Annotated in this window: 23 protein-coding genes; 5 read left to right on the top strand and 18 right to left on the bottom strand. The window is 62.9% G+C overall.

Annotated elements, in window-relative coordinates; translation table 11 throughout:
- Positions 1 to 28 precede the first annotated feature (28 nt).
- The 3 genes from LG380_RS10840 to LG380_RS10830 all read right to left on the bottom strand — a co-directional run bounded on the left by LG380_RS10840 (position 29) and on the right by LG380_RS10830 (position 1296).
- On the bottom strand, positions 29 to 409 hold the full coding sequence (locus LG380_RS10840; protein WP_225765095.1) for a VOC family protein: 381 nt from the start codon (positions 407 to 409) through the stop codon (positions 29 to 31).
- 68 nt (positions 410 to 477) lie between these two features.
- Positions 478 to 816, bottom strand: coding sequence for a hypothetical protein (locus LG380_RS10835; RefSeq protein WP_225765093.1), 339 nt, complete (start codon positions 814 to 816; stop codon positions 478 to 480).
- A 213-nt stretch (positions 817 to 1029) separates the two neighbouring features.
- Entirely contained in the window at positions 1030 to 1296 is a 267-nt protein-coding gene (locus LG380_RS10830; RefSeq protein ID WP_225765092.1) for a hypothetical protein, read from the bottom strand.
- 294 nt (positions 1297 to 1590) lie between these two features.
- Here LG380_RS10830 and LG380_RS10825 point away from each other — a divergent pair, with 294 nt between their 5' ends.
- Both LG380_RS10825 and LG380_RS10820 read left to right on the top strand, forming a co-directional pair.
- A complete protein-coding gene (locus LG380_RS10825) occupies positions 1591 to 2178 on the top strand; it encodes a lysozyme inhibitor LprI family protein (RefSeq protein WP_225765091.1) in 588 nt (195 codons plus the stop codon).
- Positions 2179 to 2202: 24 nt separating this feature from the next.
- Entirely contained in the window at positions 2203 to 4548 is a 2346-nt protein-coding gene (locus LG380_RS10820; protein ID WP_225765090.1) for a peptidoglycan-binding domain-containing protein, read from the top strand.
- Positions 4549 to 4724: 176 nt separating this feature from the next.
- On the opposite strand, the gene LG380_RS10815 is transcribed toward LG380_RS10820, so the two are convergent.
- The 4 genes from LG380_RS10815 to LG380_RS10800 all read right to left on the bottom strand — a co-directional run bounded on the left by LG380_RS10815 (position 4725) and on the right by LG380_RS10800 (position 5876).
- Positions 4725 to 4868, bottom strand: a complete 144-nt coding sequence (locus tag LG380_RS10815; RefSeq protein ID WP_225765089.1) for a hypothetical protein — start codon at positions 4866 to 4868, stop codon at positions 4725 to 4727.
- A 107-nt stretch (positions 4869 to 4975) separates the two neighbouring features.
- Complete coding sequence (locus tag LG380_RS10810; RefSeq protein ID WP_225765088.1) at positions 4976 to 5539, bottom strand: hypothetical protein; 564 nt, start codon at positions 5537 to 5539, stop codon at positions 4976 to 4978.
- Entirely contained in the window at positions 5478 to 5690 is a 213-nt protein-coding gene (locus LG380_RS10805) for a hypothetical protein (protein WP_225765087.1), read from the bottom strand. Before LG380_RS10805 ends, LG380_RS10810 begins: the two co-directional genes overlap by 62 nt.
- A 48-nt stretch (positions 5691 to 5738) precedes the next feature.
- Positions 5739 to 5876 carry a hypothetical protein gene (locus LG380_RS10800; protein ID WP_225765086.1) on the bottom strand — a complete coding sequence of 46 codons (138 nt, stop codon included), beginning with the start codon at positions 5874 to 5876 and terminating at the stop codon, positions 5739 to 5741.
- 178 nt (positions 5877 to 6054) lie between these two features.
- Between LG380_RS10800 and LG380_RS10795 the strand changes: the two genes are divergently transcribed.
- On the top strand, positions 6055 to 6279 hold the full coding sequence (locus tag LG380_RS10795; RefSeq protein ID WP_225765085.1) for a hypothetical protein: 225 nt from the start codon (positions 6055 to 6057) through the stop codon (positions 6277 to 6279).
- Between the two features lie 523 nt (positions 6280 to 6802).
- Here the strand turns inward: LG380_RS10795 and LG380_RS10790 are convergent.
- Together LG380_RS10790 and LG380_RS10785 are read right to left on the bottom strand one after the other, a co-directional pair.
- Positions 6803 to 7060 (bottom strand): hypothetical protein, encoded by a 258-nt coding sequence (locus tag LG380_RS10790; protein ID WP_225765083.1) that lies wholly within the window; start codon positions 7058 to 7060, stop codon positions 6803 to 6805.
- 189 nt (positions 7061 to 7249) lie between these two features.
- Positions 7250 to 7582, bottom strand: coding sequence for an HNH endonuclease signature motif containing protein (locus LG380_RS10785; RefSeq protein WP_225765082.1), 333 nt, complete (start codon positions 7580 to 7582; stop codon positions 7250 to 7252).
- 237 nt (positions 7583 to 7819) lie between these two features.
- Here LG380_RS10785 and LG380_RS10780 point away from each other — a divergent pair, with 237 nt between their 5' ends.
- Positions 7820 to 8743 (top strand): IS110 family transposase, encoded by a 924-nt coding sequence (locus LG380_RS10780; RefSeq protein ID WP_225765080.1) that lies wholly within the window; start codon positions 7820 to 7822, stop codon positions 8741 to 8743.
- Positions 8744 to 8825: 82 nt separating this feature from the next.
- On the opposite strand, the gene LG380_RS10775 is transcribed toward LG380_RS10780, so the two are convergent.
- The 3 genes from LG380_RS10775 to LG380_RS10765 form a co-directional block, all read right to left on the bottom strand.
- Positions 8826 to 9443 (bottom strand): hypothetical protein, encoded by a 618-nt coding sequence (locus LG380_RS10775; protein ID WP_225765078.1) that lies wholly within the window; start codon positions 9441 to 9443, stop codon positions 8826 to 8828.
- Between the two features lie 94 nt (positions 9444 to 9537).
- Positions 9538 to 10341 carry a toll/interleukin-1 receptor domain-containing protein gene (locus LG380_RS10770; RefSeq protein WP_225765077.1) on the bottom strand — a complete coding sequence of 268 codons (804 nt, stop codon included), beginning with the start codon at positions 10339 to 10341 and terminating at the stop codon, positions 9538 to 9540.
- Between the two features lie 69 nt (positions 10342 to 10410).
- The gene (locus tag LG380_RS10765) at positions 10411 to 10683 is read right to left on the bottom strand and encodes a hypothetical protein (protein WP_057667761.1); all 273 of its coding nucleotides are present in this window, start codon (positions 10681 to 10683) and stop codon (positions 10411 to 10413) included.
- Positions 10684 to 10922: 239 nt separating this feature from the next.
- On the opposite strand from LG380_RS10765, the gene LG380_RS10760 reads away from it, so the two are divergent.
- Complete coding sequence (locus LG380_RS10760) at positions 10923 to 11846, top strand: IS110 family transposase (RefSeq protein WP_225765076.1); 924 nt, start codon at positions 10923 to 10925, stop codon at positions 11844 to 11846.
- A gap of 357 nt (positions 11847 to 12203) precedes the next feature.
- On the opposite strand, the gene LG380_RS10755 is transcribed toward LG380_RS10760, so the two are convergent.
- The 6 genes from LG380_RS10755 to LG380_RS10730 all read right to left on the bottom strand — a co-directional run bounded on the left by LG380_RS10755 (position 12204) and on the right by LG380_RS10730 (position 21533).
- Complete coding sequence (locus LG380_RS10755; protein WP_225765075.1) at positions 12204 to 12635, bottom strand: hypothetical protein; 432 nt, start codon at positions 12633 to 12635, stop codon at positions 12204 to 12206.
- 105 nt (positions 12636 to 12740) lie between these two features.
- Positions 12741 to 13040, bottom strand: a complete 300-nt coding sequence (locus LG380_RS10750) for a hypothetical protein (protein ID WP_225765074.1) — start codon at positions 13038 to 13040, stop codon at positions 12741 to 12743.
- Positions 13041 to 13184: 144 nt separating this feature from the next.
- A complete protein-coding gene (locus LG380_RS10745) occupies positions 13185 to 13610 on the bottom strand; it encodes a hypothetical protein (protein ID WP_225765073.1) in 426 nt (141 codons plus the stop codon).
- Between the two features lie 469 nt (positions 13611 to 14079).
- Complete coding sequence (locus LG380_RS10740; protein ID WP_225765072.1) at positions 14080 to 14814, bottom strand: hypothetical protein; 735 nt, start codon at positions 14812 to 14814, stop codon at positions 14080 to 14082.
- 348 nt (positions 14815 to 15162) lie between these two features.
- Positions 15163 to 18318 carry an efflux RND transporter permease subunit gene (locus LG380_RS10735; RefSeq protein WP_225765071.1) on the bottom strand — a complete coding sequence of 1052 codons (3156 nt, stop codon included), beginning with the start codon at positions 18316 to 18318 and terminating at the stop codon, positions 15163 to 15165.
- The gene (locus LG380_RS10730) at positions 18318 to 21533 is read right to left on the bottom strand and encodes an efflux RND transporter permease subunit (RefSeq protein ID WP_225765070.1); all 3216 of its coding nucleotides are present in this window, start codon (positions 21531 to 21533) and stop codon (positions 18318 to 18320) included. Before LG380_RS10730 ends, LG380_RS10735 begins: the two co-directional genes overlap by 1 nt.
- Positions 21534 to 21586 lie beyond the last annotated feature (53 nt).

The following is a 21586-nucleotide window of genomic DNA, read 5'->3' as shown; positions in this document are numbered from 1 at the left end:
GCGGCACGCGTGGGGAGCGGGCGCAGCCTCATCGCTGGCCGCCCACGCGCCACGGCGGGTTCTTCCGGTTGCTGCCGGCGTGGAACAGGCAGATCTCGTTGCCCGACGGATCCTGCAGCCGCGCCTCGCGCCACAGCCAGTGTTCGTCGGTCGGCAGCCGGGAGAACACGAAGCCCTTGCCGCGCAACTGCTCGACGCGCTCGTCCAGGTCCTCACACTCGAAGTACACGACGCAGCCGGTGGCAGGCGCCGTGTCGGCAATGTGGACCGAGAACGTGGCATCGCCTTCGGGACATTCAAAGCGGGCGTAGTGCGGCGAGTGCACGATCAGGTTCAGGCCGATGCCCTGGTAGAACGAAACCGCAGCTTCCACGTCCAGCACAGGAAGCGTTACCTGGTTGAGGTTCACGACCACATCCCCCTGTTGGATCAGTACGTCCAGCCCACCGCCGCGTGGTGGATCACGCCATCAGGCCGTCACGCCATCAGGCCGATCACCATCAGCAGGCCGGTGAGCAGCAGCGTGATCGAGGCGAACACCACGCCCAGGATCGCAAACAGCTTCCTGCGATTGGCCTGGAACAGGCCGGCGATGCCGAGGCCGATCGCCACCACGTCCAGCACCATGAAGCCGATCAGGAACAGCCCCACCAGCATCGTGCTGACGGCTTCCTCGTCCATGCCGCCGGGCGTGGTCTGCTCGATCACCCCGGCGATGACGAACAGGCAGAACATCAGCACGCCGATGATGACGCTCAGGACAAACGAGGAGATGCCCAGGCCCGAGTGCCTGGGTTCGATGACGTTGGTTACCACTGGTTTTCCCCCTGGAAGAAGTCTGCGGAAACAGGGCATTGGCCGCGAGGCATCCCTGAACCGGGCGCGCTCCCTCGGCGCGCCGTGCGCAACTTTGCCATAAACGGGGCCAGTCCTTCGCGGGTATATGGCGTTCGGGCCTTCGGCGACACCAGGAAAGAGGGCCGTCGGCCCTCCCGGGAAATCCGGTTTCAGATCCTCAGCTGCCGGCTGTCAGCGGGAGACGCTCACCGCGCCTTTTGCAACGGCGGCATCCCGGTACGCCAGGTCCTTGCCGATGCCGTAGCCCAGCACGAACAGCAGGAAAAGCACGCCGAAGCCCACCAATAGTCCGCTCAACAACCTGTTCCGTTGGTGTGACGCCGCCAGCATCATCCCGGCAACGCCAATGAACATCGGGTTGAGGAAGATGCCAAGAATCACCCAAGGGATTGCCGCCAGCGAAAACCAGCTGTTGTCCCCGTGCCTGGTCTGGTTCATCGAGCTATCTCCGGAAGCAACTACCGTGGAAAACCTACGGAAACACACTGCACCGCAAAGGCCGCCAGCACCAGGACGGTCAAAGCCGAGGCAGGGCAGGAACCGGACCAGTCGCCATTGTTCCTGGTGTGAAGCGATCCCAGCGCTCTGGCTCCAGGATCCCTACAATCACGCCGATGCCGGCAGCGGATTTCCTCCGCGTGTGGCGAATGAATCGCAAGGCTCAACCATCAAGGCTCAACCATCAGTGTAAAGCTGTTGGCCGGCACGAACGGACGCAAGGAGAAACAGGCAATGACTGCAATGTATATCGATACCAGCGCGAACAAAGGCGCTTCCTTGGGCAAGGGTGTGGTAGCCCTGCTGTTGAGTGCCGTGCTGTTGGCATGCCATGCCCCGGCGGACGGGCAGGGCACTGGCGCGGCAGCGACCTCACCCGAAGACGCCACCGCGGCCACTGCCAGTGCACCCGAATCCCCGATTGGCGGGACTACTGTCGCGGAAGCCGAAGAGGACGAGGACGACCTGGTTCCGAAGCGGCCGGACGACTCGTACCGCATGGCCAATCTGCGCCCGGAATACGATCGGTGCATCGAGGCCGCAGATGCGGTCACCCCAGAGTTGCTGGTCTGTGGTCAGGAAGAACTGGAGTATCAGGAAAAGAGACTCGAGGAAGCTTTCGCAAGGATGCTGGCAATGCCGGACAGCGAGGAAAAGGACGCGCTCCTGGATGCCCAGGCAGCGTACATGCATGACACCAACCGTCATTGCGCGCCGCACCCCGAACAGGATGGCCAGGGGCAACTGCTTGACGCCCTGTCCTGCCGTATCAACCGCGTCGCAAATCGTGTCGAAGCACTGCAGGCACTTGAGCTCAAGTAAATCTTCCCGCAAAGGAGTGCAGGAATGGACGTTGTAACCAAGGCGAAACAACGGATTGGAGAATGGCGCCGGGGCCAGACCTCCGAACACCATGAAACCGGCGGTCGCGGTCCGGGCACGGTGTCGACCGGGCGTGGCGACCATGGCGGTGTCTCTTACGGGACCTATCAGTTCGCGACCAATGTGGGCGGCGCTTCGGAATATGTCGCGCGCTCTGCCTACGGCGCCCGGTTTACTGGCCTTGAGCCAGGTACCCCGGCTTTCAGCGAACGGTGGCGGGAAGTGGCGGCCGCTGATCCTCAGGGCTTTGCCAAGGACCAGCACGACTTCATCCAGGCTAAGTATTACGACGTCCAATTGGGTCGCCTTAAGGACGTCGGGATCGATCTTTCTGGTCGCGGGCCTGCAGTGCAGGACGCGCTATGGAGCACTTCGGTGCAGTACCGGGGCCTCACCCGTTCGGTGTTCCGGAAGGGGCTCGAAGAAGCCCATGGCAAGGACTACAGGCTATCCGACCTGACCGACGAGCAGATCGTGAGGGCGGTGCAGGACTACAAGCATGCCAAGGTCCACAGGCATTTCGAAAGCTCGCCAAGACAATGGGAGTGGTTGCGCAACCGGACTCTGGAGGAGAAGGACGCGTTGATCGGCTTGGCACGGTACGACCAGGTAAATCGCCATCCGGAGCGTTACCAAGGCTTGTCCTACCCGCAGGTCTTCGGTGAGCCCGAGCCCATCCGTCGGGCTCGCCCACCTTCGATGCCTGCGCCAATGGCCGACGGCATGTTGACTGTCGGCGAGCGTGGCGCCGAAGTGGAAGCTTTGCAGAAAAAGCTTATCCGGGGAGGCTATACCGGCAAGGATGGTCAGCCCTTGATAGCTGACCGGCACTTTGGGCCCAACACGGAGTACGCCGTGAGGGCATTTCAGCAGGCCAATGGCTTAGCTGTCGATGGAAAGGTGGGGCGTCATACCCTCAGTCAACTGGAGAGGATCGCAGAAGCACGCGCCGCTGGCTCCTCGGCCGTTTCTGACGTGCAACAGGCTCAGCGTGCAGCGCCAGCGTCGGCGGCAGCCGCGGGCGTCAGCCAACGCATAGTCTTGATGGAGCCGTTTGGCAACGGACGGTCCAACCGGACCATCGAGCACGGCACATCCGGAGAGGACGCATACCGTGAGCTGAAGATCCACCACCCGAACACCAACGCGGAGGCCGTGCGCACGGGCGATGCCAGCAAGGCGGATCGACCGTCCACATTCATCAAGGGGGAGCTGGAAACGGTCCGTACCCGAGGGGACCGTAACGGCATTCCGCTGGTGCACAAGGACCTTATCCTGGCCAATTCGCGCGGTGACCGGGACCTGATGATCCCCAACCCCGTAGCCGGCTACGTGCAGGTGAACCAGGACAAGTGGAATTCCATCAGCATCTACAGCCATCCTGCAGGCCACCCCGAGCGTGAGTTGATCGGGCAGGTGCTGCATGGCAAGCGGGGGACCACGACATACCGCAGCGGGGACTTCATCGAGTACGGTGCGCCGCTGATCCGGCAGTCCGATGCCGGAACGCCTGGCGCGGTACACGCCCACATCGAGCTTGAGCCGGAGCAGTTTCGTCGCTACATGGGCGACATACTCAATGACCGGATCACGCTCGCTGGCCCGACCTGCGGACAGGACGTTTCCAGCCGGAATGCCACCGGGCGCACGGCGATGGACGATGGAATGCTCACCCACGGGGAGCGCGGTGCTGCTGTTGGCGCTCTCCAGGAAAAACTGGCCGCGCTGGGCCATCACGGCAGGAACGGACAGCCCTTGGTCGTGGACCGGTATTTCGGAGCCAACACCGAGTACGCCGTGAGGGAGTTCCAGCGTCATCATGGTCTCAAGGAGGACGGCAAAGCCGGTCCGCGTACGCTGGAAAAACTCGAGGCAGCTGCAAGCCGGGCCAATACGCCGGAGAGCAAGGCATCGGACATGCGGGATGCAGGCCATCCCGACAATGCGCGCTTCACCCAGGCGATGGAAAAGCTGCAGCTGCTGGAGCAGCAGCGGCTACAGGGGGGCATGGATCCGCTTTACCCTGATGGGGTGCTGGCCGAGCGTGTTGCGGCCCAGCTTGTAGTCGCAAGCAGGTCTTCCGGCCTGCAGCGCGTCGACACTGTTGTCGCACGTCTTGATGGCACCGGTGTGTTCGCGGTGCAGGGAACGCCAGGCAATCCCGCCGCTCACCGCGTATTCGTTGAGCACCGACAAGCGCAGGCGCACACCGTCGAAGACAGTACACGCGAGGCTGAAAGACTCAATGCCGGGGTCCAGCAGCAGGTTGAGGCGCAGCAGCGACAGCACGCGCAAAGCCACGGGATCTAGCGTGGGCACGCGGTCATTGGCAGCAGATGGACTGCCAATGACCGCCGCCCGCGAATGAGTCACTCACTTGCTCGAGCGGGCCTACCCTCTTGTGCTCCAGTGGCCGGTACTGGCGGAGCACCGATAGGTGCCGGTCGGCAACGCAGCGCGTTTCAAGCGGCTTTCTCACGGGTGAATCAGGCCGCCGTCAGGAACTGGTAGGCAATGGCGCAGGCGAAGCCAAGGGTGAACATCCCGATGACCAACATCTTGATACGGCGCTTCTCCAGGCGCCCGGCCTCACGCAGTTCCGTCTCCCGGCGCCGGGAATCCTCCGTCAATGCGTAGCCAAGCGGCTGCCCTCGTCGACCGACAGCTCGCCACTCTCGATCCTCTGGGCGATCCGGTCAAGCTGGTTAAAGGTGTCGCCTGCAACTTTTGCTGTTCTTCAACGCGCATGTTTCTTCTTCCTTGAGCAAGAACATCTTTGGTGGAAGACGCATCGGCCGATGCGTCGCGGGTTACGGTGTCGATCCAGAACCAGCGCCGGGCTACGGGCCGGGTTGCGTCCCGTCGCGGCAGGCCTTGCCGTAGGCCTCCTGGTAGCTCGCCCCGAGTGGACCAGCCCCTCGACCACGTCGATGTTCGGTGGCCAGCGCAGCCGCGCCTTGGAGCCATCGACGAATGCCGCGTCGTAGTGACCATCGATGACTTCGATGTGATCGGGGAGCGCGATCTGCAGCAGTTCCTCATGCGCGCGCTGCGGGGCGGGCCTGTCCTTCGTGATGAAGGCGATGGTCGCCTGTGCGTAGAGGTTCCAGGCGTGGTTGCCGGGCGCGTCCAGCTTGAGCGACTGTTTGAAGAGCGCGACGGCGGCCTCCAGTTGGGCGCGGATCTGGCCTTCGTGCCAGAACAGGATGGTGTCGGTGCGCTGGTGCCGGTCGCGCCAGTCACGGATCAGGTCGGCGGCCCGCCTCGCAGCCGGGCGTATCGGCCAGCATGCGCCAGCCACCGCGCAGGTCGAAGGCGTTTTTGTCCAGGGCGAGCAGGCGCTCGCGCTCGGTTGGCGCCAGGCAGGTTTCCGGGGCGCGCGCCATCGCAGTCGGAGCCGCCAGCCCGCAGGCAAACAGCGCGATGGCCGGGTAGATCGATAGGATGCGCATAGCCTGTCCGTGGTTCGTCGCAGGGAGCTTGCCGTGGGCAACTGCTGATTATCCGGTTCGCCGAGCTGGCAGGAATAGGTATCCGCGCCGTTCGCGCTGGTTCAGGCCGCTGAGGCTGGCCATCTGTTCCTGCGACCACTCGCGGGCACCGCGCGGTTCCTTCAGCCCGGCGCTGTTGATCTGCATGGGGGTCCTCCGATCGGTAACGGGAGGCTGGATGATCCCGCTGGCCCGCGCAACTGGTGACGACACGGCCCCGTGAGGACCACGGCACCGGCCCGACAGCGATGGCAGGCGGCCGATCTCACCCCGTGTGGACGGGCAGGACGGTACCAAGGGGCAACCAGCAACGACGGAGACCCCCATGTCCAGCAACAACACCGGCAAGCATGGTGACCAGCCTTCCAGCCCCCGCGACAAGGACGCGGTGGACCGGGCCGACCGCGGCAGCGAGACCGGCGGCAACCAGGCCGACGACAAGGCCCAGCACGACATCCACGGCAAGGAAGAAGCGGCCGAAAACGACGACAGCAAGACCGTGGCCCGCGAGAAGGACACCAGCCGCACCGCGGCGATCAAGCGTCACTGATCCAGGTCCCTCCAGCGCCAGCTAACGGCAGGCCGGTATCCCGGGGGCGTGCCGCCCAGCCCTGCAACCGGCCATCAGGCTCGTCCTGGCGCCTGTTGCCGGCAGGCGGCGTCTGCCCGCAAGGCAAAAAGCTCCAACCGCAAGGCGTTTTGGCTTGCGCGCAAGGCGCGGAGCCTTGCAACTTCAAGCCTTTCACCGTTGCGGCCAAGCCCGGAAGCTTGCGCGCAAGCCTTTTTGCTTTGTGCGCAAGGCAAAAAGCCTTGCACACGGAGCCCGCAGCCTTGCACCGGCAAGCCTTTCAGCCTTGCGCGCGAGCCTAGGAGCTTGAACGCAAGCTCCGCAGCCCGGCTCCCGGAGTCTTCTGGCTTGCGCGCAACCCCTGGAGCCTTGCACGCAAGGCCCGGGCGTCGTCATTTGCGTCCTTCAAGCGATCCTTCGACAGAGCCACCAGCTTCTGATTCCAGCACGCACAGGTGGCTGCTGCCCGGGAAACCCGACTCTGACCCCTGTTTGTTGACTCGTCCTACTTGAGCGTTGTGATATTGCTTTCGCCAATCTTCTTCCCGCACTCCGCATATACGAGGTTCGGCATGACCATGATGTTGCCTCCATGCAGCAGGTAGACACCAACCTCTCGATTGACGATGTCGGCCCAGTAACCGTCAGCGCCAGTCTTTGCCTTCAGAAATTTGACATTGTCACACTCCTTTGTGTACGGACGCACACCCCCGCACACCGGGTCCTGATACCGTTCGACAGAAGCCTCCACCAAACTCTTCATGGAGGCGCATTTCTCTGTTGTATAGCCCCTCGTAGGAACGCCAACGGCGCTCACGATGGTGGCAACGTGGCTAGCCAGCCTTTGTTGAAGTTCCCCGGCGACGCCCGATGGTGCATAGACCAGAAACAGTGCCAATAGCCCACCGCATTTCTTGATATTAATAACATTCTCCCCAGTTAGATTGAGTTGTCATGCACCGCGCCTCAGGCGTTCGCGCCAAGCTTTGTAGATAGGAAGGCGGCCTTCCTCTTGAGACTGAATGTAGCTCTTGCGCTCTTCGAAAGTGCGAAGGTGTCCCGAGCGGCTAAGCGCCTCATTACAGGCCTTGCAGCAAAGCACCACATTGGTTGCGACATTTTTTCCGCCAACCGATCTGGCCTCGACATGGTCGACCGTGTACGACCAGAAGTGTGAAAGCGATTGCATGAAGTCCAGTCCGCAATACTTACAAAATCCTTGATCGCGTAAAAAAGCCTGCTTCTTGTAGTCCCTCGCAATTTCGGCATCCAAATTCAACGACATACTTTGCCTCACGTCCGCCTAACGCCTTATGTCTTGAGTTTCCCCTAGCCTAAGAGCCGAGAGCCCGGCGTGCGCGCCCGATAACGCCTCGGTGTCAGCACCACCGTAATTCAGCAGGGGCCGCACGCCGGATCTCGCGCCCTGCGCCCGAACAGTTGATCGAGGTTGCCCTCGAACTGATAAGCGTGGGCCTCGGGCGCGATGCTCTCGACCGGCCAACTCTAGCGGAGAACGGGCATGCGGGCAGCAGGGATCGACGTGGGCAAGGCCAATCTGGATCTGGCCGTAGATGGGCAGCCGGGCGTGGACCGCTTCGCCAACAACCGGGCGGGGATCACCAAGCTGATCAAGCGCCTGGAGGCAATGGACGTGCAGCGGATCGTGGTCGAGGCCACCGGCGGTTACGAAGAGCCGCTACTTGAGGCCTGTTGCGATGCCGGGCTCTGGATTGCGCGGGTCAACCCGCGTCAGGCGCGGGATTTCGCCCGGGCCACCGGTGAGCTGGCCAAGACCGACGCCATCGATGCCAGGCTCCTGGCGCTGATGGCCGGAATGTTCGGTGATCGCCTGCGCCGCCATGTGGCACCGCCCGCATGGCAGCGGGAGCTCCGCGACTGGCTTCGGCGCCGTGGCCAGGTGGTCGTGCTGCTTCAGGCGCAGAAGCAACAGGCGGCCATGGCCCCACCGGAGGTCCGCAAGCTGGTTGCACGGACCGTGGCCGCACTGACCCGGGAACTTGCCGCCATCGAGCGGTCGATGAAGGCCTTGATCCAGGAACACGCTTCACCCGCGCTGCGTTCAAGCAAAGGTCTCGGGCCGGTGTTCCAGGCCACCGTCCTTGCGCTACTGCCGGAGCTTGGCCACCTCGACCGTCGTCAGATCGCCAAACTCACCGGCGTGGCGCCGATGAACCGGGACAGCGGCCAAGGACAAGGCAAACGCCGGATCCGGGGTGGGCGCGCTCCGGTCCGCGTCGCGCTGTACATGGCCACGCTCTCGGCGGTGCGTTGGGATCCGCTGATGAAGGCGCACTACCAGCAGCTCAGGGCACGCGGGAAGTTGGGCAAGGTTGCGTTGGTGGCGTGCATGCGCAAGCTGCTTGGCATCGTCAACGCCAAGCGACGTGACGAGCTCAGGATGGAAGGCTTGGCGCTGGCTTGAGCGGCGCGCTTCAAGACAGTTGCTGAATTAAGCCGCGCGGCGAAGCGGCGTCGGCTTGAATGAATTGTTAGGCACCGCCCCGTCAGAAAGGATTGACGACAGGCTTTACCGGCTGAGCAACGCCAATGGTTAGACTCCGCGATTTTATTGCGCCCATCGCATACCGAAGGTTGGATGGGCAGGTGTCAATGATTGTGTCCGATAGGCTGGTTGAAATAGGCTCTGCATTCGCTCGATCTTGACTCCACAGGTTCCGAATAGAGCCGGAGCTTACTTTAAAATTTGCGCCCCCTTTATAGATGCATTGCTCTTCCTTCATGGAGTTCTCAATCTTGGGTTCACCATATTTTGCGGTGATCAGCTCTTTGACTTGATCGACGATACGTGACGAATCGCCGAGATCAATGTAGATTGATTTAAGGTTGCCGTCTGAGAATGTGAGAACAGACTTGAGCGGCTCCTTGCTGAAGGGAGTCATTAGCATTGCATCAAACCTGTCTTCACCAGGTTTCGGTTCATAGTATTTGTTTTGATAGGGCGTCAATGGGGAGCTGAGATGGACTCCACCATCCACCCTAAGCCCCTCCACTGCGGCGCGCGGCATGCCAATTTCAAGCTGGCCAATACCCACTGGGCCTTTTGCAAAGGAGGTGAGAGGGGCAATCAGCAGGGCTAATGTGCAAAGTTGTCTGAGATTCATGAAGTGCTCCTTGCTGGGATTGACGAAATGTCTGAGCGGTGCCTAACGCTAGAATTAAGCCGAGCCACGAAGTGGCTTCGGCTTGAATGAATTGTTAGATTGCACCCGACGTATTAAGGGTCACCGTATGCTGTGCGCCGCCATTTACACCAAACACAAGCTTAGATGGCATAGCTTTGCACCAGATGTAATAGCTTTCCGTAGGAGTGCTCTGGTTGCCAGCGGCCATCAGCCAGGTGGAGCCATCTTGTGACATCTGCTCCCCGCAGTTGAAAAGCATGCCAGAACCAGTTGGTACATCCCTGGGGCCAATCATAATATTTGGTTGTACCCGGTCCTTATCCTGTGCCGGTATGCCTGCAATGAAAGGCGCCCAGACTCCGGCCCTGGGCCTTACCTCAATTGCAATGGTCTTTTCGCCGGGCTGATTGAAGTGAACTCGCAGATGGAAGGGAAGAACATCCTGTTTTGAAGAGGCATGCTCCCGTCCCTCTGCAGCCGCCACGATTCTCTCTTTCCAATCAGGATCGGTGATGCTTACGTGCAGCCGAGTTCGGATCCCAGCAGGAATCAGCGATGCGTCGGTATGTGTTAAGAAAAGAGCCATTACCGGAAAGGCTGCATTTCTACTACGCAGTGCTCTGTCAAGCGCGTAGGCGAACTCTTCTTTGCACGGCTCACTCGACAAGCTATTGTTTGTGGCTATAAGAACCCATGCGCCACTCTGCTGCGGATCAGTGATGAAGCCCTCGATCTGATCCCACAGACGACGTCCTGCAGAGATGTTCCATCTATCAAGCTTTACAGTCAGACCAGCTCTCTCGAGCTCCTGAGCAATAAAGTCAACATCGTTATGTTGATTATCGGCCCATGCATAGCTAATCCAAACAGTTGCCACGTAACCCCCTGTGCAATCTAACACCGGAATTAAGCCGACCCGCGAAGCGGGTTCGGCTTGAATGATTTGTTAGGCGCCACCGCTACGGCGCCCATGTCTCGTTTGAGGCATTTCGAGGCTGGGTCGCAACGCAAAGAACCAGACATCACCGATGACGCAGATCGCAGCTGCTACGCCCACAGCAACTTTGAAGGCGAAGGGCCAGTTCGCGAATTGGTACGCGTGTGGCAGCAGTGCGGTGAACTCGTACGGCCAGAGAGTGCCAAACAGAAGGGCAGTCCCGACGACAACGTGCAAAAGCGTCAGCCAAATTGTCTTGGCGCCTGTTGTTCCTTCAGTCATTTGAAGTCTCCATGTGACGCCTAACGCCTTATGTCTTGAGTTTCCCCTAGCCTAAGAGCCGAGAGCCCGGCGTGCGCGCCCGATAACGCCTCGGTGTCAGCACCACCGTAATTCAGCAGGGGCCGCACGCCGGATCTCGCGCCCTGCGCCCGAACAGTTGATCGAGGTTGCCCTCGAACTGATAAGCGTGGGCCTCGGGCGCGATGCTCTCGACCGGCCAACTCTAGCGGAGAACGGGCATGCGGGCAGCAGGGATCGACGTGGGCAAGGCCAATCTGGATCTGGCCGTAGATGGGCAGCCGGGCGTGGACCGCTTCGCCAACAACCGGGCGGGGATCACCAAGCTGATCAAGCGCCTGGAGGCAATGGACGTGCAGCGGATCGTGGTCGAGGCCACCGGCGGTTACGAAGAGCCGCTACTTGAGGCCTGTTGCGATGCCGGGCTCTGGATTGCGCGGGTCAACCCGCGTCAGGCGCGGGATTTCGCCCGGGCCACCGGTGAGCTGGCCAAGACCGACGCCATCGATGCCAGGCTCCTGGCGCTGATGGCCGGAATGTTCGGTGATCGCCTGCGCCGCCATGTGGCACCGCCCGCATGGCAGCGGGAGCTCCGCGACTGGCTTCGGCGCCGTGGCCAGGTGGTCGTGCTGCTTCAGGCGCAGAAGCAACAGGCGGCCATGGCCCCACCGGAGGTCCGCAAGCTGGTTGCACGGACCGTGGCCGCACTGACCCGGGCACTTGCCGCCATCGAGCGGTCGATGAAGGCCTTGATCCAGGAACACGCTTCACCCGCGCTGCGTTCAAGCAAAGGACTCGGGCCGGCGTTCCAGGCCACCGTCCTTGCGCTCCTGCCGGAGCTTGGCCACCTCGACCGTCGTCAGATCGCCAAACTCACCGGCGTGGCGCCGATGAACCGGGACAGCGGCCAAGGACAAGGCAAACGCCGGATCCGGGGTGGGCGCGCTCCGGTCCGCGTCGCGCTGTACATGGCCACGCTCTCGGCGGTGCGTTGGGATCCGCTGATGAAGGCGCACTACCAGCAGCTCAGGGCACGCGGGAAGTTGGGCAAGGTTGCGTTGGTGGCGTGCATGCGCAAGCTGCTTGGCATCGTCAACGCCAAGCGACGTGACGAGCTCAGGATGGAAGGCTTGGCGCTGGCTTGAGCGGCGCGCTTCAAGACAGTTGCTGAATTAAGCCGCGCCGCGAAGCGGCGTCGGCTTGAATGAATTGTTAGGCCCCAGTACGGCGCTGTATCTCTGCGCGGGACTGGAGAGCTGTGCCGCAAAAGGGGCAATACAGAACAGCTTGATCAAACCAACCGACACCTTGGTCTGTATTGGCATATCCAACCGTCAAGTACAGGACACCGTTGTCCTCAACCCGAAGCAGCTTTTCTGGCGGCGATGTCATCGCATCCTTCATGTCACCACAGCAGTTCCCAAAGCTCGACATAGAAATCTCCTGGGGCCTAACACCTGAGTTAAGCCGCGCCGCGAAGCGGCGTCGGCTTGGACGAATTGTTAGGGGGCGAACGGGTCTTCTTCGCATTCCGCGATTGCCTTGACACCGGTGACGGACCCGACAGCATCAAGGGATGCGAGATCAACGGCGTCGCCTTCTTCGAGATTCGGCAAATAGCCCGACACAGAAACGCTCGCGCGGCCTTCAAATCCGCAAACCGTGGGAGCGAGTTTGAGCGAGACACCAAGCAGCTTGGCTGCTTCCTCTGTGTCGTTGAAGCAAAACCACACGTCGTGGCCGTACTGATCAGCCGACATCTTGATCGCGCGCAGAATGGACTGCTGCCCGGCCGGATCTGGGTAGAAGCAAATCTGCTCCCCTTCTAGCGAGGACGGCTGGTACCTAAATTCTCCAGACAGCTGAAGCGGCGAAGCGGCAGCCGCGGACGCGGCCAAGAGCATCGTTGCGACGATGGTAAGCAGATTTTTCATGGTTCCCCTTGATCGATGGATGACGACAATGATGCTTCACGAGCCCCTAACACCTGAGTTAAGCCGCGCCGCGAAGCGGCGTCGGCTTGGACGAATTGTTAGGCCTCACCCAAGCCGCAAGGCGAGGCTAAACAGGATGAGCACTGATCCGGCGACTGCCGCCCAGAGACCCAACCACTGCAGGGTGCCGACAGGCTTAAACCTGAGCGAGGTGGGGCTGAGTGGGTTGAAGACGCCAGCGAAGAAAGCGATTAGCACGAGGCCTATGAGGAAAAGCGCGCGAGGAGCATCGAGCCCTTTAGCGGAAAAAGCGATGGCAAGCCCGGGGACGAGCGCAACCACTGCAAAGCGAAGGAGGCTGAAGCGCGTAGCGGTTTTTTGTTCCAACATCTCGTGATCTTCCATGTGGGGCCTAACACCTAAGTTAAGCCGAGCTGCGTAGTGGAGCCAAGCACATGGCAAGCTGTACCTGCCATGTGCTTGGTGGAACGAAGCGGCTTCGGCTTGAACGCATTGTTAGGCGCGCGCCCTGCTCACGAGAAGCAAAAACTAGCGCCTCTGCTCGTCAATTGCACGGAACTTTTGCTGCTTTTCCTGACCGAGCCGATCCCACAGGTCTATCATCAGTTCGGCAGTAGCAGCCTGCTGAGCGACAAATCCTGACCTTTGTCGTTCCATGAGGCTGGCATGCGTTAGTAATAACCTGAGTGTACCTGGGTCTCGAATAGCTCCCTCGACGAAGAAGCGAGAGACGGATTTGCGTCTTGCCAAATTGACGATCGCATACAAGAACTCGTCCATGCGGTCCTTGTTATTGATCCAAGTTGGTAGCTTTGGTGTCTGATCTTCGCTAGCCGCGATCAGGTTCCGTCGAGCGTGTTGCGTGTTGGCGTAGTGCATCCGGGACTTCGCCTTGACGAAGGCAAAGACAAAGATTCCGACGAACCCAAGAACCAGTAAGCCGAGAAATATCATCTGGCGTTCCTAGCGCAATGCACTGACAACAGATCGGATCGTAATTTGATCGACGGGGGTCTTCGCATGGAAACCCGAAATTGACTCAAACCCTTTAAACTTTACAACCATAAAGGTCTTGATTGCCACGTTGGTGAGGTAGTTGCTGTCGTGGGGGCACGCCATCACCACTCGCATGCGGCCCTCGCACAGGAGATGGATATGTGGGCCGTACTCATGCGAGGAACCACAGGCGCAATCGAACGTTCCGTTGTATATAGACATGTTCATCCGCGGACGCATCGCCGTACCGACTGACTCTAGAAATGGCTCTAGAGCTAATAGTTTTACTGCCATGAATCCTCCCCTGTGGTATGGATGGTCATAAGGTAAACGCAGAGCATGACTCTGGGTCGAGCACCAGAATTAAACCGCGCTGCGAGGCCGAGTCGGCTTGAATGAATTGTCATGCGGCGGGCCGACACGCCGATCAGTACACGCGACCCTTCCAAAAGAGCATCTCAATTGGCTGCTCGCTGTACATCGCGGTTGCTTGGGAGAACTGTGCAGGGTACTGACCGTTGACCTCATCCATAAGGAAGTCCCGAACCAATCCATTGATCGTGCTCTCGGGAAGGAACTCCTTCTTCCCTCCTGCAATGGCGCGAAATGCTTCTCGCACCTCAGTGTATATCTCGTTGATCCTTTGGTCCGAGAGTGCATCTATTCCTTCAACCTCCGGCAGGCCAAAAGCGTTCTTCCAGTTGCGAAAAAACGGCGCTTTGTTCGGAAGGCTGACCGATCTAGATGGATTGGGAGCCGCCTGAGAAGAAAGGGGCGGCATTGGAGGGGGCGTGGTCATAGATGTCGGCGCCGTAGGAGAAAGCTGTCTTGGCTTAACCACGAGCCATGCTATGACAAATGGCCAGACGATAAATGCCCGCCCAAGAGTGCCAAACATAAATGCTGCTAGATGCTGGCCCGAAAAATTCTCGTACTGACCACCTGCAGATTGATAAGCGAGGCTGCCGACCAGTCCAGCCGCAAAAACTGCAACCAGTGCAACTGGCAAGGAAGCCATAGAGGCGAGGAACGAACGCCAGTAGCGTCCGCCAAAATTCGGAGGCGGGCGCATCCAGCGCTTGAGCAGCCAGCTCGTTCCCAGCATTGCTGTGGCCTCAGCCAAAAAAGGAAGAAAGCGAAGAGCGTCGAGTTGTGGTTCCACCAAGTTGTCCCCTGTTTGTACGGTTGGTGCTAACGGCTGCGACCAAGCCCCCTAGCCGCCTAACTACTATTAGACCGCCTATCTGCGGCGTTGCAATCGAGTATGCCCTTATGCCCCTTGAGATTGGAAGCCGCATTTCTGGCTTCCATTCAATTACTTGCGAAAGTTCGAAGGGCTCTCGATTGGCCCTAGCGGGGATTGTTACACCCCTCTGGTCGGCGCGTTCTGGTTACACACTCAAGAAGCCGGCCTAATCAGTCCTTTACGGCGAAGTTCCGCACCCGCCCCCAAAAAAGAAGCCCGGACAATGCCGGGCTCCTGTCGCTTCCATCCATTGTGTCGCTGGTCCTAGCCAGCGAGTTCCCTGGCTCCGGCCCGCTTGGCCGCCCGTTTCTCCCGCCGGGCCTGCCGCCTGGCTTTGCGCCACTGCTTGAACCGCTGCAGATGCCCCTTCAGGCAGTTGAACACCACGTACAGCGCGGGCGTACTCAGCAGGGTCAGCCCCTGCGAGAACACCAGGCCGCCGATCAGGGCGATGCCCAGCGGGCGGCGTAGTTCGGAGCCTTCGCCCAGGCCGATGGCCAGCGGCACCGCGGCGAGGATGGCGACCATGGTGGTCATCATGATCGGGCGGAAGCGGACGATGGAGGCTTCGCGGGCGGCGTCGTGCGGGCTCATGCCGTGCTCGCGTTCGGCCACCAGGGCGAAGTCGATCATCATGATCGCGTTCTTCTTGACGATGCCGATCAGCAGCACCAGCGCGATCATCGAGATCACGCTCAGCTCCGTCCCGGTGAGGGTCAGCGCGAGCAGGGCGCCGACGCCGGCGGCCGGCAGGGTGGACAGGATGGTCACCGGGTGCAGCAGGCTCTCGTAGAGCATGCCCAGCACCACGTAGACGGTGATGATCGCCGCCAGCAGCAGGACCAGCATGTCCATCGGGTCGCCGTCGAAACCGAAGCCGCCGCTTTCGGCGATGCGGATGTCGCCGGGCAGGCGCAGGCCGGCCAGGGTGTCGGCAATGATCTTCTTGCCTTCGCCGGCACTCACGCCCGGGGCCAGGTTGTAGCTCAGCTCCATCGACGGGAACTGCTTGTCGTGGCTGATCTGCGCCGGGGCCAGGCCCGGTTCCTGGTAGGAGAAGGCGGTGAGCGGGATCATGCGGCCGTCGCGCGCGGGCACGTGGATGGCATCCAGCGCGGCGGGCGTGGCGGTCTGCTCGGGCAGGGCGTTGATCACCACCTTGTACTCGTGGATGCCGGAGTGGATGGTGGAGATCTCGCGCTGGCCGAATGCGCCAAACAGGGCGCCGTCGATGTCGCCGACCGACACGCCCAGGCGGGCGGCACGGTCACGGTCGATCACGATGTTCTGGCGCAGGCCGGCGGCGTCGATGTCGCTGCCGACGTCGGTGAGCTTGGGATTCTTCTTCAGCTCCTCGGCCAGCACAGGCAGCCACTTGGTCAGGCTGCCGACGTCGTTGCCCTGCAGGGCGATGCGGTACTGCGCGCCACGGCTGCTGCCGCCGCCGTCCTGGCTGGGCAGGTCCTGGATCGCGCGCAGGCGCAGCTCCAGGTCCGGGTACATCGCGGCCTGCTTGCTCAGCCGCGACAGCACTTCGGCGGTGGTGGCGGTGCGGCCTTCCTTGCGCGGGCGCAGCTGGATGATGAACTGCGCGCTGCCGCCCTGGCGGCCGGAGCCCAGCCGCACCGAGACCAGCTCCACATCCGGGTCGGCGCTGAGCATGTCGGTGACGCGCTGCTGGCGGCCGATCATCTGCTCGAACGACACGGTGGTGCTGGAACTGGCGCGGCCCCAGATCAGCCCGGTGTCCTGCGCGGGGAACGCGCCCTTCTTGACCGCACCCATCAGCATGCCGGTGGCCACCATCAGCAGCAGCGGGGTGAGGGCCAGCAGCCACGCGCGGCGCAGCGAGAAGTCCAGCAGCCTGGTGTAGACGCGCAGCATCCAGGCGTGGAAGGCCTCGATGGCGCGGCCGGTGCGGGTGGTCGGCTGGGCGTCGTCGTGGGCCGAGAGGAAGCGGCTGCACAGCGCCGGGGTCAGGGTCAGCGACACCACCATCGACACCGCGATGGCGGCGACCAGGGTGACGGTGAACTCCATGAAGAATGCACCCATCATTCCCGGCGCGAACAGGATCGGGATGAACACCGCGATCAGCGACAGCGTGATGGAGACGATGGTGAAGGCGATTTCCTTGCCGCCCAGCAGCGCGGCCTGCATCCGGCCCATGCCGGCATCCAGGTGCCGCATGATGTTCTCGATCACCACGATGGCGTCATCGACAACAAAGCCAATGGCGATCACCAGCGCCAGCAGGCTCAGGTTGTTGAGCGTGTAGCCGAGCACGTACATCACCACCGCCGCGCCGGCCAGTGACAGCGGCACGGTGACCGCGGCGATCAGGGTCGGGGCGAGCCGGCGCAGGAACAGCGCCATGGTCATGATCACCAGGGCCAGCGCGATCAGCAGGGTGATCTGTACCTCGTGCAGCGACGAGCGCACGGTGGGCGTGCGGTCGAAGAACGGCTTCAGCTCGGTGCCCGGTTCCAGGTAGGTCTTGAGGTTGGGCAGGTCGGCCTTGATCTGGTCGACGGTGGCGACCATGTTCGCGTCGCTGCGGGTGTTGATGAACATCAGCACCGACTGCTGGCCGTTGATCCACGCGGCCTGGTAGATGTCCTGCTGGCCGTCGTAGACGGTGGCCACGTCCTGCAGCCGCACCACGCGGCCATCGGGGCGGGTGGCGATCACCAGCTGGGCGAAGTCCTGGGTGCGCTTGAGCTGGTCGTTGACGGCGATGGCCATCTGCGTGGTGCCATCGGACAGGAAGCCGGTGGGCACCGAGACGTTGGCCGCACGCACTGCGTTGCCGAGCTGGTCGGTGGTCAGGCCCAGCGCGTAGAGCTTCTTCAGGTCCACGTCCACGCGCACGGCGGGCGTGGAGGCGCCGGCGATGTCAACCGTGGCCACGCCGGGGATGCGGCGCAGGCGCTGGGCCAGCAGCGAATCGGCCAGGTTGTAGAGCTCGTCGGTGGACTGCGTGGTCGAGGTCAGTGCGAGGGCGAACACCGGGTCGTCGTTCGGGTTCGCCTTGAACGCCATCGGCGTCATCATCCCGGCCGGCAGGTCGGACTGTGATGCACTGAGCGCGGTCTGCACGTCCAGGTAGGCCGAGTCGATGTCGCGCCCGGCCTGGAAGATCATGAAGATGATCGAGTTGCCCTCGCTGCTGCCCGAACGCATGGTCGAGATGCCGGGCACCTGGCCCAGGCGGCGTTCCAGCGGCGCGGTCACGGTCGAGGCCATGGTGGTGGCGTCGGCACCGGTCTGCGGGGCGATGACGTAGATCACCGGGATCGGCAGTTGAGGCAGCGCCGAGACGCCCAGCCGCAGGTAGCTGATCACGCCCAGCACGAACAGCCCCATCGCCAGCAGGGCCACGCCGATGGGACGGCGGATGAACAGGCCGGAGATGCTCATCAGGCGACCTGCGGCGCGTGGGCCGGGGCGCGGCGCGACTGCCACCACGCCGCCATCCGCTCCATGTACAGGTAGATCACCGGCGTGGTGTACAGCGTCACCAGCTGGCTCAGCAGCAGGCCGCCGACGATGGAGATGCCCAGCGGCTGGCGCAGCTCCGAACCGATGCCGGTGCCCAGTGCCAGCGGCAGCGCGCCGAGCAGGGCGCAGGCGGTGGTCATCATGATCGGGCGGAAGCGCAGCAGGCAGGCGCGGCGGATCGCGTCATGCGCGCTGGCACCGGCGCGGCGTGCCTCGATGGCGAAGTCCACCATCATGATGCCGTTCTTCTTGACGATGCCCAGCAGCAGGATGATGCCGACGATGCCGTCCACCGACAGGCTCTTGCCGAACACCATCAACGCCAGCAGCGCGCCCACGCCGGCCGGGGGCAGGGTGGAGATGATGGTGATCGGGTGGATCCAGCTTTCGTACAGCACGCCCAGCACGATGTAGATCACCACCAGCGAGGCCAGCAGCAGCCACACCACGTTGGAGCGGCTGGAGGCGTACTCGGCGGCCTTGCCGGTGAAGGTGGCATGCACGGTGTCGCCCAGTTGCAGGCGTTCGACCTCCTGCTCGATCGCGGCCACGCCCTCGGACAGCGAGTAGCCCTCGGCCAGGTTGAAGCCGATCGAGATCGCCGGCAGCTGCTGCTGGTGGCTGACCAGCAGCGGCGCGGTGGTGACCTCGGCGCTGGCGATGGCCGACAGCGGGATCGCGCCACCGCCACCGACGACCAGGCCGGTGTTGCGCTCGCCCACACCGGTGGCGGTGGAGGAATTGGCGCTGGTGACCATGCCGAAGGTGGTGGCATTGGAGCCGGTGAGCGCGCCGGCGCCGTTGGAGGCCACGGCCAGCTGTTCCATCAGCGCGGTGCGGGTGCGGAATTCCGGCGCCACTTCCAGCACCACGCGGTACTGGTTGAGGTTGGTGAAGATGGTCGAGATCTGGCGCTGGCCGTAGGCGTCGTACAGCGTGTCGTCGATGGTCTGCATCGGCACGCCGAGCATCGCCGCCTTGTCACGGTCGACGTTGACCGCCAGCGCCCGGCCGAGCTGGCCGAGGTTGCTGTCCACGTCACGCAGTTCCTTGCGGGCCTGCAGCGCGGCGATCAGGCGCACGGCCTCGGCCTCGGCGCGGCTGGCGTCGACGTCTGACAGCACGAACTGGTACTCGGTGGAGGCCACGCGGGTATCCAGGGTCACGTCCTGCACCGGCTTCAGGGCCAGGGTGACGCCGGGGATATCGGCGACGGCCTGCTGCAGGCGCGGCAGGATCTTCGCCACGTTCTCGCGCTCGGAACGGTCGGCCAGCACGATGGACAGCTGGGCCTGGTTGAGCGTGGGGTTGAGCGTGCCGGCGCCGATGAAGGCGGCCACGCCGGTCACCGCTGGGTCCTTGCGCAGGGCTTCGGCCACGGCAATCGTGCGCTGCTGCATCTGCTCGAAGGCCACGGTGTGGTCGGCCTGCACCACCGCGGTGACCAGGCCGGTGTCCTGGTCGGGCAGCAGGCCCTTGGGAATGGCGACATACAGCAGCACGGTCAGCGCCACCGCGCCGCCGGCCACGCCCAGGGTGATGCGCGGGTGCGACAGCACCACGTCCAGGCTGCGCTCGTACAGGCCGACCAGCTTCGACCACCAGGTGACCTTGCCGGCGGCGTGCGCGCGCTCGTGTGCGTCCTCGCCCTCGGGCAGCTCGTCGGCCTTGAGCAGGTAGGCGCACATCATCGGGGTCAGGGTCAGCGAGATCAGCATCGAGAACACGACCGCGATGCTCAGCACCCAGGCGAACTGGTGGAACAACCGGCCGGTGATGCCCGGCATCAGCAGCAACGGCAGGAACACCGCCACCAGCGAGATGGTCAGCGACAGCACGGTGAAACCGATCTGGCGCGCACCGGTCTCGGCCGCTTCCTTGCCGTCCTTGCCCTGCTCCAGGTAGCGGACGATGTTCTCGATCATCACGATCGCGTCGTCGACCACGAAGCCGGTGGCCACGACCAGCGCCATCAGCGACAGGTTGTCCAGCGACATGCCGGTGGCGGCCATCACCGCGAAGGTGCCGGCCAGCGACAGCGGGATCGCCAGGGCCGGGATCAGCGTCGCCCAGAAGCGGCGCAGGAACACGAAGATCACCGCGATCACCAGGCCGATGGTCAGCCACAGGGTGAGCTGGACCTCGTGCACCGAGGCGCGGATGGTCTGGGTGCGGTCGGAGAACACCTCCATCTGCACGTCGGCCGGCAGCAGGCCCTGCAGCTGCGGCACCAGCTTGGTCACCTGCTCGACGGTGGCGACGATGTTGGCGCCGGGCTGGCGGCGGACTTCCAGCAGCACCGCCGGCAGGCCATCGGCCCAGGCAGCGACCTGGTCGTTTTCGGCGCCATCGACCACGGTGGCCACGTCACGCAGGCGCACCGGACGGCCGTTGCTGTAGCGGATCACGGTCTCGGCGTAGGCGGCCGCGCTGGTGAGCTGGTCGTTGGTGCCGATGGTGTAGCTCTGGGTGGTGCCGTTGAGCGTGCCCTTGGGGGCGGCGACGTTGGCGCGGGTCAGCGCGCCGCGCAGGTCCTCCAGGGTCATGCCCATGTTGGACAGCTGGTCCGGGTTGACCTGGATGCGCACGGCCGGGCGCACGTTGCCGGCGATGGTGACCAGGCCCACGCCCTGCACCTGGGCCAGGCGCTGGGCGAGGATCGAATCGGCGATGCCGTTGATCTCGCGCAGCGGCACGGTGGCCGAGGACAGCTTGAGGGTCATGATCGGCGCGTCGGCCGGGTTCACCCGGTTGTAGGTCGGCTGGTACGGCAGCGAGCCGGGGAGCGTGGCCTGGCGGATCGCCTGCTGCACGTCCTGCGCGGCCAGGTCGATGTCGCGGTTCATCGCGAACTGCAGCACGATCGTGGACAGGCCGGCCGAGGAGTCGGAGGTCATCAACTCCAGGCCGGCGATCTGGCCCAGGCGCCGCTCCAGCGGCGTGGTGACCAGGGTGGCCATGGTCTCGGCGCTGGCGCCCGGGTACTGGGTGGAGACCACCAGCGAGGGCGCATCGATCTCCGGCAGGGCGGCGACCGGCAGCTTGCGGTAGCCCATCAGGCCAAGCAGCAGCAGGCCGGCCATCAGCAGCGAAGTGGCGACGGGACGGCGGATGAAAATCGTCGAAAAGCCCACGGGTGACTCCTGCGGGTGGGGCCGGGCGCGCGGGCCCGAAGAGGGATGCAGTA

Origin of the sequence: Stenotrophomonas sp. Marseille-Q4652, assembly GCF_916618915.1 — a bacterium.
Classification (GTDB): Bacteria; Pseudomonadota; Gammaproteobacteria; order Xanthomonadales; family Xanthomonadaceae; genus Stenotrophomonas.
This window is presented reverse-complemented; position numbering and strand designations above follow the sequence as displayed.

Bases quoted from the DNA above. Each gene is read 5' to 3' on its own strand.
- LG380_RS10830 (WP_225765092.1), bottom strand. From the start codon at position 1,296: ATGAACCAGACCAGGCACGGGGACAACAGCTGGTTTTCGCTGGCGGCA.
- LG380_RS10825 (WP_225765091.1), top strand. From the start codon at position 1,591: ATGACTGCAATGTATATCGATACCAGCGCGAACAAAGGCGCTTCCTTG.
- LG380_RS10820 (WP_225765090.1), top strand. From the start codon at position 2,203: ATGGACGTTGTAACCAAGGCGAAACAACGGATTGGAGAATGGCGCCGG.
- LG380_RS10805 (WP_225765087.1), bottom strand. From the start codon at position 5,690: ATGCGCATCCTATCGATCTACCCGGCCATCGCGCTGTTTGCCTGCGGG.
- LG380_RS10800 (WP_225765086.1), bottom strand. From the start codon at position 5,876: ATGCAGATCAACAGCGCCGGGCTGAAGGAACCGCGCGGTGCCCGCGAG.
- LG380_RS10795 (WP_225765085.1), top strand. From the start codon at position 6,055: ATGTCCAGCAACAACACCGGCAAGCATGGTGACCAGCCTTCCAGCCCC.
- LG380_RS10790 (WP_225765083.1), bottom strand. From the start codon at position 7,060: ATGAAGAGTTTGGTGGAGGCTTCTGTCGAACGGTATCAGGACCCGGTG.
- LG380_RS10785 (WP_225765082.1), bottom strand. From the start codon at position 7,582: ATGTCGTTGAATTTGGATGCCGAAATTGCGAGGGACTACAAGAAGCAG.
- LG380_RS10780 (WP_225765080.1), top strand. From the start codon at position 7,820: ATGCGGGCAGCAGGGATCGACGTGGGCAAGGCCAATCTGGATCTGGCC.
- LG380_RS10775 (WP_225765078.1), bottom strand. From the start codon at position 9,443: ATGAATCTCAGACAACTTTGCACATTAGCCCTGCTGATTGCCCCTCTC.
- LG380_RS10765 (WP_057667761.1), bottom strand. From the start codon at position 10,683: ATGACTGAAGGAACAACAGGCGCCAAGACAATTTGGCTGACGCTTTTG.
- LG380_RS10760 (WP_225765076.1), top strand. From the start codon at position 10,923: ATGCGGGCAGCAGGGATCGACGTGGGCAAGGCCAATCTGGATCTGGCC.
- LG380_RS10755 (WP_225765075.1), bottom strand. From the start codon at position 12,635: ATGAAAAATCTGCTTACCATCGTCGCAACGATGCTCTTGGCCGCGTCC.
- LG380_RS10750 (WP_225765074.1), bottom strand. From the start codon at position 13,040: ATGGAAGATCACGAGATGTTGGAACAAAAAACCGCTACGCGCTTCAGC.
- LG380_RS10745 (WP_225765073.1), bottom strand. From the start codon at position 13,610: ATGATATTTCTCGGCTTACTGGTTCTTGGGTTCGTCGGAATCTTTGTC.
- LG380_RS10735 (WP_225765071.1), bottom strand. From the start codon at position 18,318: ATGAGCATCTCCGGCCTGTTCATCCGCCGTCCCATCGGCGTGGCCCTG.